Annotated in this window: 11 protein-coding genes; all 11 read left to right on the top strand. The window is 57.9% G+C overall.

The features are described from left to right. Positions 1–43 precede the first annotated feature (43 nt). The 11 genes from ACSEXW_RS01210 to ACSEXW_RS01160 all read left to right on the top strand — a co-directional run bounded on the left by ACSEXW_RS01210 (position 44) and on the right by ACSEXW_RS01160 (position 13,220). Positions 44–1,114 (top strand): AI-2E family transporter, encoded by a 1,071-nt coding sequence (locus tag ACSEXW_RS01210; RefSeq protein WP_438444257.1) that lies wholly within the window; start codon positions 44–46, stop codon positions 1,112–1,114. Positions 1,115–1,496: 382 nt separating this feature from the next. Then, entirely contained in the window at positions 1,497–4,133 is a 2,637-nt protein-coding gene (alaS, locus tag ACSEXW_RS01205) for an alanine--tRNA ligase (RefSeq protein WP_438444256.1), read from the top strand. A gap of 115 nt (positions 4,134–4,248) precedes the next feature. After that, a complete protein-coding gene (locus ACSEXW_RS01200; RefSeq protein WP_438444255.1) occupies positions 4,249–4,512 on the top strand; it encodes an IreB family regulatory phosphoprotein in 264 nt (87 codons plus the stop codon). A gap of 14 nt (positions 4,513–4,526) precedes the next feature. Next, positions 4,527–4,943 carry a Holliday junction resolvase RuvX gene (gene ruvX, locus ACSEXW_RS01195; protein ID WP_438444254.1) on the top strand — a complete coding sequence of 139 codons (417 nt, stop codon included), beginning with the start codon at positions 4,527–4,529 and terminating at the stop codon, positions 4,941–4,943. A gap of 6 nt (positions 4,944–4,949) precedes the next feature. Then, positions 4,950–5,255 (top strand): DUF1292 domain-containing protein, encoded by a 306-nt coding sequence (locus ACSEXW_RS01190; protein ID WP_438444253.1) that lies wholly within the window; start codon positions 4,950–4,952, stop codon positions 5,253–5,255. After that, entirely contained in the window at positions 5,252–5,554 is a 303-nt protein-coding gene (locus ACSEXW_RS01185; protein WP_438444252.1) for a DUF1292 domain-containing protein, read from the top strand. Before ACSEXW_RS01190 ends, ACSEXW_RS01185 begins: the two co-directional genes overlap by 4 nt. A gap of 103 nt (positions 5,555–5,657) precedes the next feature. Further along, a complete protein-coding gene (mltG, locus tag ACSEXW_RS01180; protein ID WP_438444251.1) occupies positions 5,658–6,749 on the top strand; it encodes an endolytic transglycosylase MltG in 1,092 nt (363 codons plus the stop codon). 60 nt (positions 6,750–6,809) lie between these two features. Continuing rightward, positions 6,810–7,742 carry a peptidase U32 family protein gene (locus ACSEXW_RS01175; protein ID WP_438444250.1) on the top strand — a complete coding sequence of 311 codons (933 nt, stop codon included), beginning with the start codon at positions 6,810–6,812 and terminating at the stop codon, positions 7,740–7,742. An 18-nt stretch (positions 7,743–7,760) separates the two neighbouring features. Continuing rightward, complete coding sequence (locus ACSEXW_RS01170; protein WP_438444249.1) at positions 7,761–9,026, top strand: peptidase U32 family protein; 1,266 nt, start codon at positions 7,761–7,763, stop codon at positions 9,024–9,026. A gap of 335 nt (positions 9,027–9,361) precedes the next feature. Further along, positions 9,362–11,320: a methyl-accepting chemotaxis protein gene (locus ACSEXW_RS01165; RefSeq protein WP_438444413.1), complete on the top strand. Its 1,959-nt coding sequence runs from the start codon at positions 9,362–9,364 to the stop codon at positions 11,318–11,320. A 115-nt stretch (positions 11,321–11,435) separates the two neighbouring features. Beyond that, the gene (locus ACSEXW_RS01160) at positions 11,436–13,220 is read left to right on the top strand and encodes a peptidoglycan D,D-transpeptidase FtsI family protein (protein ID WP_438444248.1); all 1,785 of its coding nucleotides are present in this window, start codon (positions 11,436–11,438) and stop codon (positions 13,218–13,220) included. Positions 13,221–13,223: the final 3 nt, after the last annotated feature.

Genomic DNA, 13,223 nt, shown 5'->3' with positions numbered 1-13,223 from the left:
ACGGCGGGACGTGCCTGCCGCTTGGACGAAGGTGGTGCCGGGAATGGAAGAGTTCTACCGGAACAAAGGGTTCCGCTATATGATCTACCTTCTGCTTGGTCTCATGATCCTGTACATGCTGTGGCTCATCCGGCCGATTCTGGGCGGGATCTATGCATTCCTGCGGGCGGTGCTGGCTCCGTTCATCATCGCCATGATCATCTCGTACGTGCTGAATCCCATCGTCGTGCTGTTGAATCGGCGCAAGGTGCCGCGGACGGTGGCGGTGCTGCTCATCTATGCCGTGTTCCTGGCCTCGCTGACGGTCATCATGATGAACATGATCCCCATGTTCATGACACAGCTGACCCAGCTAAACGAGAACATGCCGGATTTTACGATCAAGGCCCAGGGAATGATCGACCGCTTCAACGAAAGCGAGATGCTGCCTGACAGCGTGCGATCCGGGATCAACAACTCCTTGTACAAGTTGGAGACGGGCATCAGCGACTGGGTGTCCAATTACATCAACAATATCGGGGATAAGATCGATCTTCTGTTCTTTGCGCAGATCATTCCGTTCGTGGCGTTCTATATTCTGAAGGACTTCCAGCTCATCGAGAAAACAGTGCTGGCCGTTGTCCCGAAGAGGAACCGGCGCCACGTAACGCGGCTTCTGTTCGAGATCGATGAGGCTCTCGGCAACTACATTCGGGGACAATTCCTCGTATGCATCATCATCGGCTTCATGGCGTATGTGGGCTATTGGCTCATCGACATGCCGTTTCCCCTGCTGCTGGCGTCCGTGGTAGCGGTGTTCAACATCATCCCGTACTTAGGTCCTTATCTGGGAGCGGCCCCGGCCGCCTTGATGGCGGCTTCGATCTCTTGGAAGATGGTTCTGTACGTGCTGCTCGTCAACTGGCTGTGTCAGCTGCTGGAGGGCAACGTCATCTCGCCTCAGGTGGTGGGCCGTACGCTGCATATGCATCCGCTCACCATTATCTTCGCCCTTCTGGTAGGAGGAAGGGTTGCGGGAGTACCCGGTTTGATTCTGGCCGTGCCCTTGTTCGCGGTGATGAAGGTCATCTTCTCCCACGTCTCCCACTACTTTATCCAGCGAAAAACGACCTAGACCGCAGGCTTCCCGGCCAAAAGTTGACAAGCGACCGCCTGTTCGCTATAATTTGGAACGAATGCATCTTCGGATAGCATCACAAAGCGTTGACGGAAAAGAAGTACGCCGTAGACCGCCAGGCAGAGAGAAGGTTCCGGAGGATTGGCCCCAGTGGCCTTCCGTACCGGCTGTAAGAACCTTTGTGGCGAAGGATGGCCGAAGCCGTTTCCGGAGTGCGGATGAACTCCGCCGGGGGCGAACCGTTACATTCCGAACGAAGGAGATTGCGCAGGGCTTGATCGGCCCCGCAATAACCAGGGTGGTACCGCGATCATCATCGTCCCTGTCAACAGGGGCGATTTTTGTTTTTTCTACACTTAATCGGGAGGGGCATTGTCACATGAAAGCTAGTGAGATCAGAAGCAAATGGCTGGAATTCTTCGCCTCGAAGGGACACAAAATCGAACCGAGCGCCTCGCTCGTACCCCACAATGATCCGTCACTCCTGTGGATCAACGCGGGCATGGCACCGCTCAAGCCCTACTTCGACGGCCGCGTGAAGCCGGAGAACCCCCGGATCGCCAACGCACAGAAGTGCATCCGGACCAACGACATCGAGAACGTCGGCAAGACCCGCCGGCATCACACCTTCTTCGAGATGCTGGGGAACTTCTCCATCGGCGACTATTTCAAGGAAGAGGTCATTACGTGGGCGTGGGAATTCCTGACCTCTCCGCAATGGATCGGCTTCGATCCGAACCGCCTGTCAGTTACCGTTTATCCGGAGGATACGGAAGCCTTCGAATTCTGGAACAAGAAGATCGGACTTCCGGAGGAACGCATCTACAAGCTGCAGGACAACTTCTGGGACATCGGCGAGGGCCCCTGCGGTCCGTGCACCGAGATCTTCTACGACCGCGGCGACAAGTACGGCGACCTGAATGATCCCGAATGCTGGCCGGGCGGGGAAAATGAACGGTTCCTCGAGGTCTGGAATCTGGTCTTCTCCCAATTTAACCACAACAAGGACGGCAGCTATACGCCGCTTCCGAATAAGAACATTGATACGGGCGCCGGTCTGGAGCGCTTCGCTTCCATTCTGCAGGACGTGGACTCCAACTTCGATACGGACCTGTTCATGCCGATCATCGGGGAAACCTGCAAGATCGCAGGCGTCGAGTACAAGAAGGACAATGACACCGATGTGGCGCTGAAGGTCGTGGCCGACCACATCCGTACCGTAGCCTTCTCCGTCGGCGACGGGGTGCTGCCTTCCAACGAGGGCCGAGGCTACGTCATCCGCCGGCTGCTCCGCCGGGCTGTCCGTTACGGCAAGGTCGTGCTGGGCATGGATAAGCCGTTCCTGTACCGTCTGACCCCGGTGGTCGGCGAGATCATGGGCGTGTATTATCCCGAGGTGGTGGAGAAGCGGGAGTTCATCGAGAAGGTGATCCGCACCGAGGAGGAGCGCTTCCACGAGACGCTGTCCGACGGCCTGGCGATCCTGAGCGGATTGGCCGAGAAGGCCAAGGCAAGCGGCAGCACCGTCATCAGCGGGGCAGACGCCTTCAAGCTGTATGATACCTACGGCTTCCCCTTCGACCTGACCGAGGATTTCGCAGCTGAGCAAGGGCTGACCGTTGACCGCGATGGCTTCGACCAGGCGATGGAGAAGCAGCGGGAGCTGGGACGCAGCGGACGTCAAGTCACCGAGAGCATGAAGGTCCAGGGCGGACCGTTGGCGGATTTTACGGATAAAAGCGAATTTGTTGGTTATACTGATCTGATAGTTGATGCTGCGGTCATCGCCGTCATTGTAGACAATGAGCTGGTCGACGAGGCTCCCGCGGGCTCTGTAGCCCAAGTGATCCTGGACCGCACTCCGTTCTACGCCGAATCCGGCGGCCAGGTCAGCGATGCTGGCATGATCGCAGGCGACAGCCTGGCGGCCGAGGTCAGCGAGGTGTCCAAAGCCCCACATGGACAGCATGTCATGACCGTGAAGGTCGAGAAGGGCGCGATCCGTTCCGGAATGACCGTGAGTGCCCAAGTGGACCGCACCAACCGCAGCCACATCGTGAAGAACCATACCGCCACACACCTGCTGCACAAGGCGCTGAAGGAAGTGCTGGGCCAACACGTCAACCAGGCCGGCTCCCTGGTATCCGCCGAGCGACTCCGCTTCGACTTCTCCCACTTCGGCAGCATCAGCGCCGAGGAGCTCCAGGATATCGAAGAACGGGTGAACCGCCAGATCTGGGAAAGCACCGACGTCGATATCCGCAGTATGCCGATCGATGACGCCAAGGCGCTGGGGGCCATGGCACTGTTCGGCGAGAAGTACGGCGACGTCGTTCGCGTGGTACGCGTCGGAGAGTACAGCATCGAGCTGTGCGGCGGCTGCCACGTGACTTCTACGGCCCAGATCGGCCTCTTCAAGATCGTAAGCGAGAGCGGCATCGGCTCCGGTGTCCGCCGGATCGAGGCCGTAACCGGGAAGATGGCTTACGAGTACCTGGATCAGCAGCTCGACTTGCTGAAGCAGTCGGCAGCCCTTCTGAAGACCAACGTCAACGACCTGCCGAAGCGGGTGGATGCCGTCTTGGCCCAAGTGAAGGAGCTGTCCCGCGAGAACGAATCCCTGCGCGCCAAGATGAGCCAAGCCGAGGCCGGCAGCCTGACCGATAAGCTGCAGAGCGTAGGCGGTGTCCAGCTATTGGCGGCCCAAGTGGGAGCCGGCGATATGGACTCGCTGCGGAACATGGTGGACTCGTTGAAGGTGAAGCTGGGGTCTGCCGTCATCGTCCTGGGCTCCGTCCAGGAGGACAAGGTGAACCTGGTGGCAGCCGTAACGCCGGACCTGGTGCAGAAGGGCTTCCACGCCGGCAAGCTGGTGAAGGAAGCGGCCACAGTATGCGGCGGAGGCGGCGGCGGCCGGCCGGATATGGCACAGGCCGGAGGCAAGGATCCCTCCAAGCTGGCCGAAGCATTGGGTCTGGTGCAGGAGCTTGTAGCCAAACAAGGGGCATCGGTTTAAGCACCTCGTTTTTTCCGCCAAATAAAGGAATTTATAAGGCGGTTGGAGAATATATCCCAGTATCAAGTGAATTGTGCTCCATCCAAACTGCGATTTTGCACGGGAGGTGCCGGTCATGAGTTCCATGGACAAAACGATGAAGTTCGATGTCGTAGGCGAAGGGGTCGAGACGTCCCCGAAGGAAGTGCTGCTTGCGGTATATGATGCGCTGCAGGAGAAGGGGTACAACCCGATCAATCAGATCGTGGGTTATTTGCTCTCCGGCGACCCTGCTTACATTCCAAGGCACAATAACGCCAGGAGCTTGATCCGCAAGAGAGAGCGGGACGAACTGATTGAAGAGTTGGTGCGGTCATATCTCTCCCAGAACAAAAAATAAGGGAGATCACCCTGATGCGTCTGATGGGACTGGATTACGGCGACCGCCGAATCGGTGTGGCTTTTAGCGATGAGATGGGCTGGACCGCCCAGGGCCATTCCGTGTTGGAACGCCGTAAGCCGGAGGAAGATATGGAGAAGATCCGCCAGCTCGCCGCGGCCGAGCAGGTTACGGAGGTTGTGGTGGGTCTTCCTAAGAATATGAACGGGACCATTGGTCCCCGCGGGGAAATTTGCATCGCATTTGCCAATACCCTTCGAGACATACTACAAGTGCCTGTTCATCTGTGGGATGAAAGACTGACAACCGTGGCTGCGGAGCGAACGCTTCTGGAGGCGGATGTCAGCCGTAAAAAGCGAAAGCAGGTCATCGACAAGATGGCCGCCGCTATCATACTGCAAGGATATTTGGATTCCAAATCGAAAGGTTGAGGTGCGATGTCGAACAAACCGCTGCAGGATGAAGAACCGGAAATCATTTATATCCCTGACGAGGAAGGGAACGAGGAAGAGTTCGAGGTCGTCATGCGCTTCGAGGTGGATGGCAGCGATAAGAAGTACATGATGCTGGTCCCGGTCGTTGCCGAAGACGAAGAGGAAAGTGACGAGGTCTATGCCTTCCGCTACGAAGAGGACGGAGACGATCTTCAGCTGTTCACCATCGACGATGAAGAGGAATGGAACATTGTGGAAGAAACCTTCAACACGTTGATGGATGAGATGGAAGAAGAGGAGTCTAAATGAAGACGTATCAGGTATCCGACGTGAAGCCCGTCACTCTCTTGAAGGAAGCCTTCGGTGAAGAGGTGACCTTGGACGACGGAGCAGATTCCGAGCCTTACCGCGTCTTGAAGGAATTCGAGCTGGATGGCCGTTTATATGCGGTTCTCCAATCGGATGCCATGAAGCGGGAGGAGGAGCTGGCCTTGTTCCGAATCATCTCCGATGAGCAGGGGGAGCTTCAGCTGGAAACCGTCGAGGACGACGAGGAATGGGAAACGGTGTTGGAGCTGTACGATGAAATGACAGTGTCCTTCGAATAAGCTGGGGTCCGCTTCAATGGAATCCGGGAACAAAATATGGTACGATGAACAAGGGCGACCCATCAGTCGCTCTTTTCTTTTGGGTAACGAGGGGGACCGGAGTTTGGAAAAGGACGTCTACGAAGAAGCTCCGCCGAAACGGCGGATATGGAAGCGGGTGCTTGGAATCCTCGGGATTCTCCTCTTTCTTGCTGCAGCGGCGGCAGGTGCAGGAGTTTATTACCTGAACCGGGAGATGCAGCCGACAGCGCCCGGCGAGACGGTTCGCGTCACGATCCCACAGGGAACAGGCTCCGCCGGAATAGCCAGCCTGCTTCATCACGAGGGTATCATCCGTCAAGAATGGGCATTCATGCTATATCTGAAATATAAGAATGAGGGCACCCGGTTCCAAGCGGGCGTGTACGAGCTAACCCCAGGCATGACCCAAGGCGAGATCGTCGCCAAGCTGAACCGCGGGGATGTGGTGAAAGAAGAGATGCTCCGCTTTACGATTCCCGAAGGTTATACGGTGTCCCAGATTGCGGACAAACTAAGCCAAGAAGGAATCGCAGCCAAGGATCGCTTCCTGACCCTTGCTGACTCCCCGCCGGCCGGAACCGCCCCCCGGACGGAGGGGATTCCGGCGAACGGGAGCTACAAGCACCGGCTGGAGGGCTATCTGTTTCCAGAGACCTACGAGATGAAGAAGGGCAGCACTGAAGAAGAGATCTTGAACCGGATGCTGGGAGAATGGGACAAGAAGCTGAAGCTGCTTCCGGAGGGCTGGGAAGCTCAACTGGAGAAGCGCGGACTGACCTTCCATCAGCTGTTGACGGTTGCCTCCCTCATCGAGCGGGAGGTTGCCGCGGATGAGGAGCGGGCGCTGGTGGCCGGTGTCATCTATAACCGCATCCAGCAAAAGATGCCGCTGCAGATCGATGCCACGATTCAATATTTGTTCGATAAGCCAAAGGAAAGAATCTTCGAGAAGGACCTGCAGATCGAAAGCCCGTACAATACGTATCTGCATCCGGGCCTGCCCCCGGGACCTATCGCAAGCCCCGGTCTTCCATCGGTGAAGGCGGCGCTGTGGCCAGAGACCACCCCTTATCTGTTCTATGTGACGAAGAAGGATGGATCGGGCAAGCACTTGTTCGCCGAGACCTTCGAAGAGCATAAGAAGAACATTGCGAACAGCAGCAAGAACCCATAAACGATAACAGTGCTTGCCGGACGGACAACCGTTTGGCCGCTGTCGGAGGTGCAAGCGTTGATGAAGGCGGAGTTAGTTACTGCGGCCGGGTCTCTTATGGAGCTAGCCGATTATGTAGAAGCGGGTGCCGATGCGGTGCAGGTAGGAGACGATCGGTACGGCATGAGGCTCCCGGGTAACATGGGGCCGGAGGATTGGAAGGAAGCAGCGGCTCTGGCCCACAGCCGCGGCGCCAAGCTGTACGTGGTCGCCAACCGGATCCTGGAGAATGACATGCTGCCGGGGTTGCCAACCTATCTTAGGAAGGCTGCCGAGGCAGGAGCGGATGCCGTGGTGTTCGGTGATCCCGCCGTACTGGCGGCTGCCCGGGAAGCCGATCTGTCGGGCTTGGCGTTTCACTGGAATCCCGAAATGACGGCGACCAACTATGTCACCGCCAATTATTGGGGCTCCAAGGGAGCCACCAGAGCCATCCTGGCCAGGGAGCTGAATCTGGAGCAGGTGCTGGAATTCAAGCGGCATAGCCGGGTGGAGGTTCAGGTCCAAGTACATGGGGCCACGAATATTTTTCACTCGAAGCGGCGTATGGTGACCAACTACTTGGAGCACCAGGGCAAGCAGGTGTCGCCGGAAGAGGATTGTTCCCAGGAGCGGAAGCTCTATCTCGTGGAGGAGGAGCGTCAGGACGAACGTTACCCCGTGTACGAGGATGCCGGCGGGACCCATATTATGTCCGGGGATGACCTGTGCATGCTGGAGAATCTTCATGAGCTCCTGGAGGGCGGCTTGGACAGTCTAAAGGTGGAGAGCCTCCTGAAGAGCCGGGAATACAATATAACGGTACTTCGTTCCTACCGGAAAGCTATTGACGCGTATGCGGCGGACCCGGACCGGTATGAGTTCCGCCAGGAATGGCTGGATGCGATCGAAGCCGTACAGCCGGAGGGCAGACCGCTGTCCTTCGGATTCTACTATAAAGAGCAGGTTTATTAAGAAAGGGGTGTTGCTAGAATGGAAACGCAAGGGACCTTGGTCAAGCAGCAGCATACCCGCAAGCTGAAGAAGCCGGAGCTTCTGGCGCCGGCGGGCAGCCTGGAAAAGCTGAAATTTGCGGTCCATTACGGGGCCGACGCCGTCTATATCGGAGGGCAAAAGTACGGTCTGCGTTCCAGTGCGGACAACTTTTCCTTCGAGGAAATGAGAGAGGGCGTCGAATTCGCCGCCCGTTACGGGGCAAAGGTCTTCGTGGCCGCGAATATCTACGCCCACAATGAGGATATCGCCGGCTTGGACGAATACCTCCGGAACCTCCAGGATGCAGGGGTGGCCGCCATAATCGTGGCGGATCCGGCCATCATCGAGACGTGCAAAAGAGCGGCTCCCAAGCTGGAGCTTCACCTGAGCACCCAGCAATCCACCATGAACTGGCGGACCGTTCAATTCTGGAAGGATGAGGGCGTGGACCGGGTGGTGCTTGCCCGGGAGGCGAATCTGGAGGAGATCCTCGAGATCAAGCGCAACGTGGACATTGAGATCGAGGCCTTCATCCACGGGGCCATGTGCAGTTCTTGGTCCGGCCGCTGCGTCCTGTCCAACCATTTCACGGACCGGGATTCCAACCGCGGCGGCTGCTGCCAGTCCTGCCGGTGGAAGTACGATCTGTTCACCGAGGGTGCCGGAGAGGAGCATGCGGCCCTGTTCACCGAATCCGACGATCCCTTCACCATGGGAGCCAAGGACCTGGCCATGATCGGGCACATTCCGGAGCTGGTGGAATCGGGAGTCGACAGCTTCAAGATCGAGGGCCGGATGAAGAGCATTCATTACGTAGCCACCGTCGTCAATGCGTACCGTCAGGCCATCGATGCTTATATGTCGGATCCGGAGGGCTATTCCCTGAAGCAGGAATGGGTGGACGAGATCCACAAAGCCGCCAACCGGCCGCTGAATACCGGCTTCTTCTTCGACGAGCCGGGCCACGAAGATCATATCTTCGGTCCGGAAGAGAAGATGATCGACTACGATTTTGCCGGACTGGTTGTGGACTACGATGAGGCAGCCGGGATCGCCACGGTGCAGCAGCGGAACCACTTCAAGCCGGGACAAGAGGTGGAATTTTTTGGTCCGGGCGGCACCTTCTTCAAGATGAAGGTGGATACCATCCGCGACGAAGAAGGGCATGTGCTGGACGCCGCACGCCATCCGATGCAGCGGGTCCGGCTGGCTACGGCGCAGCCGGTCGCACCTTTTGACATGATGAGGAAGCGGAAAGGATAAAATTAGGGATAAATGTGTCAATTGTCAAAACCTCCAATATTATTTATTGGAGGTTTTTCTATATCTGTATCGAAAAAAGGAGGAATATGCCCATGCTTGTCGAAACAGATTAGTGAACATTAGAAGATGTAACAGATTTTATACATAGGACGGTGTTTCCATTGAAATTCAAACTCCCGAATTTGCAGAAGGTAACAGACAGCTTAGCCGGATTGTGGAAACCGCTCTCAAAATCCAATGGACCTGCACCCGAGGGAGAACCGGAGAGCAGATTCCGCGTCCAATCGCTGGGCTTTAAGCTGTTTTTGCTCTTCTTTGGATGCATTGTCGTTTTGGTGGGAGCGCTGGGCATCATCTCTTACAACATCTCGAAGCCGATTATCCAGAATAAGGTGGCGGACGCTTCCAAGCAGACGATCCTGCTGGCGGCCGACAAGCTGGAGCAGAACTTGAAGGTGTACGAGGATGTCACCATGCAGATGCTCACGGACAACGATTTCATGAAGAGCGTCCGCAGCCTCTCGGACAGCTCCATAGGAGCCTATGAGCAGCTCCAAGCGCAGCAGTCCGTATCCACCAAGCTGGGTTCCTTCTTCTCCGGTAAGACGGAGATCTCCAATGTTTCCTTGATCAATACGAAGACGGCCAAGAATATCAGCACCTCCGGATCGGCCGTATCGAGCGAGGATACGCTGAAGGCCGCCTGGTTTAAGAAGATTACGGAAAAGGAAGGCGGCGCAGTATGGCTGCCGACCCAGCCTAAGGGCTATTATTCTGCCTCTGAGCCCAGCTTCGCCTTGGGCCGCCTCTTCCGCGACCCGTCCACCGGTGCCAAGGATTTCCTGCTGCTGATCGAGATCAAGAGCAGGGTCCTGAATGAGACCTTGGACAAGCTGAGCCTCGCCGGTAAATTCCCTGTCGTTATCATCGATGAGGAGAGCAAGCTGGTCCGCGCCGGCAAGGCGGAAGACAACGGCAAAGCGTTCGAAGTCACTCTCGCGAAAGAAAAGCAGGAAGCCAGCGGTACGGAAGCGCATAGCGATTCTCTGAAGGGCAGGCTGGTTATCTACAAGAACATGAAGGTATCCGGCTGGACCGTGGCCTCCGCCGTGACCATCTCGGAGCTTGTCGAAGAGACGGGTAAGATCGCCAATGCTACGATCTTAATGGTTATCTTCGCGATTCTGGTGGCCATCGGAGCAGGCATGTTCATGGCACGGATGATCAACCGGCCGCTGACCAACCTGCGCAACCTGATGCAGGAAGGCGAACGGGGCAACCTGACGGTCCGCACCAAGGTCACCTCCAAGGATGAGATCGGCCAGGTAGGCGTCAGCTTCAACCAGATGATGGACCAGATCACGAAGCTCGTACAGCAGACGAACCACTCGGCAGCAGAGGTTCTGAACACGTCCAATGTGCTGCTCAACGTATCCAAGCAGACGGCCACCTCCGCCCGTGAGATTGCCGTCGCCACCGAGGAAATCGCCAACGGTGCAAGCAGTCTGGCGGTGGAAGCGGAGAAGGGCAACACCATCACTCATGAGATCGGTATGAAGATGAAGGAAGTCGTCCGCGCGAACCAGGATATGGGCCGTGCCGCCACCGAGGTGGAGCAGGTCAGTCAACGCGGTACGGTTTACATGACCGACCTGATCGGCAAGACCAACATGACGGAACAGATGACCCGAAGCATGGTGGAGAAGGTAGACCGCCTGAAGGACAGCACCTCCTCGATCCGTAAGATTCTGGATGTTCTTAACAACATGACGAAGCAGACCAATATCCTCTCTCTGAATGCGACGATCGAAGCGGCACGTGCGGGCGCAGCCGGCAAGGGCTTCATGGTGGTGGCCGACGAGATCCGCAAGCTGGCTGAGCAGTCGAAGCAGTCCATCGAGGTGGTCGGTCAGATCACCGAGACCATCCAGCGGGAAATCGACGAGACCGTCTCCGTCTTGTCCGACGCATACCCCGTGTTTAAGGAGCAGATCAACGCCGTGAAGGAAGCGGAGCTCATCTTCAAGCAGGTTCGCGGCCAGATGGGCAGCCTGACCGAGGGCTTGAGCGAGGTTACTCAATCGGTGGAGGCGCTGGAGAGCTCCCAGCACACGCTGACCGAAGCCATGAGCAACGTCAGTGCCGTATCCGAGGAGTCCTCGGCTACATCCGAAGAGGTGGCATCGCTCAGCAGCGAGCAGCTCAATGTGAGCCAAGGGCTGGTCAAGCTGTCGGAGAATTTGGAGGCCTTGTCCGTCTCCCTGCAAGAGCAGCTGTCCAAGTTCAAAGTATAAGGATCATTCGAACCGGTGCCTGAAGCAGGCACCGGTTTTTTTTGTGTTTGGGGACCGATCCGGATGTCGATAATGAAAAGGGATTGCAGCGCTCGGACGGGGAGGAACGATCGGCATGGAGAAGCGTCGAATCTTTGGAATGCTGCTGGTGATGATGGCCGGTCTCGGCATTGTGTCCGCCCGCCTGTTCTGGCTGCAGACCCGAGCATCCGTGGCGGATGTGGATCTGACCCGCCAGTCGGTGCTGCAGCGGGAGCAGCGTCTCCTGCTGGATTCGGGACGGGGTGATTTTCTGGACCGGCTGGGCCGGCCTCTAACGGGAGAAAGCTACCGGGCTCTGCTGGTATTCCCGGCTCCCAAGGGAGAGGAGGGCAGCGCGAGGGAGATCGAGCGTCTTTGCGCTCTCTTGGGGACACGGCCGGAGGAGTGGAGAAGGTTCCGTGCGGAGCTGCAGACGCCGCGGTTCTGGCCGGGCGTTAGCGGCCAGCTGCCCGCCCGGCTCTCGGAGGAGGCCATCCGGGCCATCGAGGGCATCCAGCTGGACGGCTTGGCGGTAGTGCCCTTCGAGCGCCGTTACACGCCTCCGTATCCGGCTAGTCAGTTAATTGGCTTTATCGGGCAGGACCCCGGCCGGGTACGGACGGAGTTCGCCCCGATGCTGCAGGAAGGAAGGCTGACTCCGGATAGCCGGATCGGCGCTTCCGGACTGGAGAAGACCTTCGAGCCCCTGATTGCAGGATTGGGGGGCGTGTCCATCTCGCTCTATACGGATCCGTTTCACCGCCCGATCGCGGGTATCGGCTACCGGCTCCATGCTCCGAATAATCCCTACTACCCTCTTCAGACGGTCACCACCCTGGATCTGGAGCTGCAGAAGCAGCTGGAGCAAGAAGCGGATCAGGCCGGGCTGAAGGAGGGAGCCATCGTTTTGCTGGATGCGAGGAACGCCGATCTGTTGGGGATGGTCAGCCGCCCAACCTTCGATCCGGACCATGTGGATTTGTCGACGGCTGGCTGGAGCAACCGGGCGCTGAAGGAAGCGGTGCCGGGCTCCGTATTCAAAATGGTGGTGGCCGCCGCGGCGCTGGAGAGCGGAGCCGTACGTCCGGAGGACACGTTCGAATGCCATGGCGCGCTGGGCAAATACCATTTCACCTGCTGGAAGAAGGAAGGACACGGGAAGCTGACCTTCCGGGAGGGCTTCGCCCAATCCTGCAATATCGTATTCGGCGAGGTGATGAAGCGGCTTAAGCCCGGGCAGCTGGAGGAGACTGCAAGACGGATGGGGCTCGGTTTGCCGGCCGGTTGGGAAGGGAAAGTGCTGCGGTTCCCCAGCTTCCGGCAATTGGACGGCGAGGAGACGGGGCGGATCTGGGCCGGAGGGATCCCGCAGGAGGACGAAGGCGTGAAGCTGCAGACCTCCATCGGACAGCGGGATGTCCGGCTTACACCGCTCCAAGCCGCTAATATGGTGGTTACCATCTTAAACGGCGGACAAGCCCGGGAGGTACGGGCCGTGAAGGAGCTGCGCTATGGAACAGGCCAGCTGTTGGCCCGGTTTCCGGAGAAGAAGCTTCCGGCGGAGGGGAAGCTCTCGAAGCGGACCACGGAGATTCTCCGGGGGTGGATGACGGATGTGGTGGAGGAGGGCACAGGGAGTGCTCTTCAATCCGCCAGATGGAAGCTGGCAGGCAAATCGGGAACGGCCCAAGCGCCGGAGGGCGCGAAGGAGTGGTTCAACCAGTGGTTCGTCGGCTATGGCCCTGCGGAGGCTCCCCGTTATGCAGTCGCCGTCGTTTCCTTGAGGCAGGAGCGAAGCGGCCCTGAGGCGGTACGCCTGTTCGGACGGGTCATGGACCTGCTGGCCGCATGGGAGTCCCGGAACACCAAGGAAGGATGACGC

The organism is Oryzibacillus soli, from assembly GCF_051594765.1.
In the GTDB taxonomy this organism is placed as follows: domain Bacteria; phylum Bacillota; class Bacilli; order Paenibacillales; family NBRC-103111; genus Paenibacillus_AR.
The sequence above is the reverse complement of the archived record's forward strand: the minus strand, read 5'-3'. Positions and strand labels throughout refer to the sequence as shown.

Excerpts from the sequence above, each read along its gene's own strand:
- ACSEXW_RS01210 (WP_438444257.1), top strand. The coding sequence starts at position 44 with ATGGAAGAGTTCTACCGGAACAAAGGGTTCCGCTATATGATCTACCTT.
- ACSEXW_RS01190 (WP_438444253.1), top strand. The coding sequence starts at position 4,950 with ATGTCGAACAAACCGCTGCAGGATGAAGAACCGGAAATCATTTATATC.
- ACSEXW_RS01200 (WP_438444255.1), top strand. The coding sequence starts at position 4,249 with ATGAGTTCCATGGACAAAACGATGAAGTTCGATGTCGTAGGCGAAGGG.
- ACSEXW_RS01175 (WP_438444250.1), top strand. The coding sequence starts at position 6,810 with ATGAAGGCGGAGTTAGTTACTGCGGCCGGGTCTCTTATGGAGCTAGCC.
- ACSEXW_RS01170 (WP_438444249.1), top strand. The coding sequence starts at position 7,761 with ATGGAAACGCAAGGGACCTTGGTCAAGCAGCAGCATACCCGCAAGCTG.
- ACSEXW_RS01185 (WP_438444252.1), top strand. The coding sequence starts at position 5,252 with ATGAAGACGTATCAGGTATCCGACGTGAAGCCCGTCACTCTCTTGAAG.
- ruvX (WP_438444254.1), top strand. The coding sequence starts at position 4,527 with ATGCGTCTGATGGGACTGGATTACGGCGACCGCCGAATCGGTGTGGCT.
- ACSEXW_RS01160 (WP_438444248.1), top strand. The coding sequence starts at position 11,436 with ATGGAGAAGCGTCGAATCTTTGGAATGCTGCTGGTGATGATGGCCGGT.
- alaS (WP_438444256.1), top strand. The coding sequence starts at position 1,497 with ATGAAAGCTAGTGAGATCAGAAGCAAATGGCTGGAATTCTTCGCCTCG.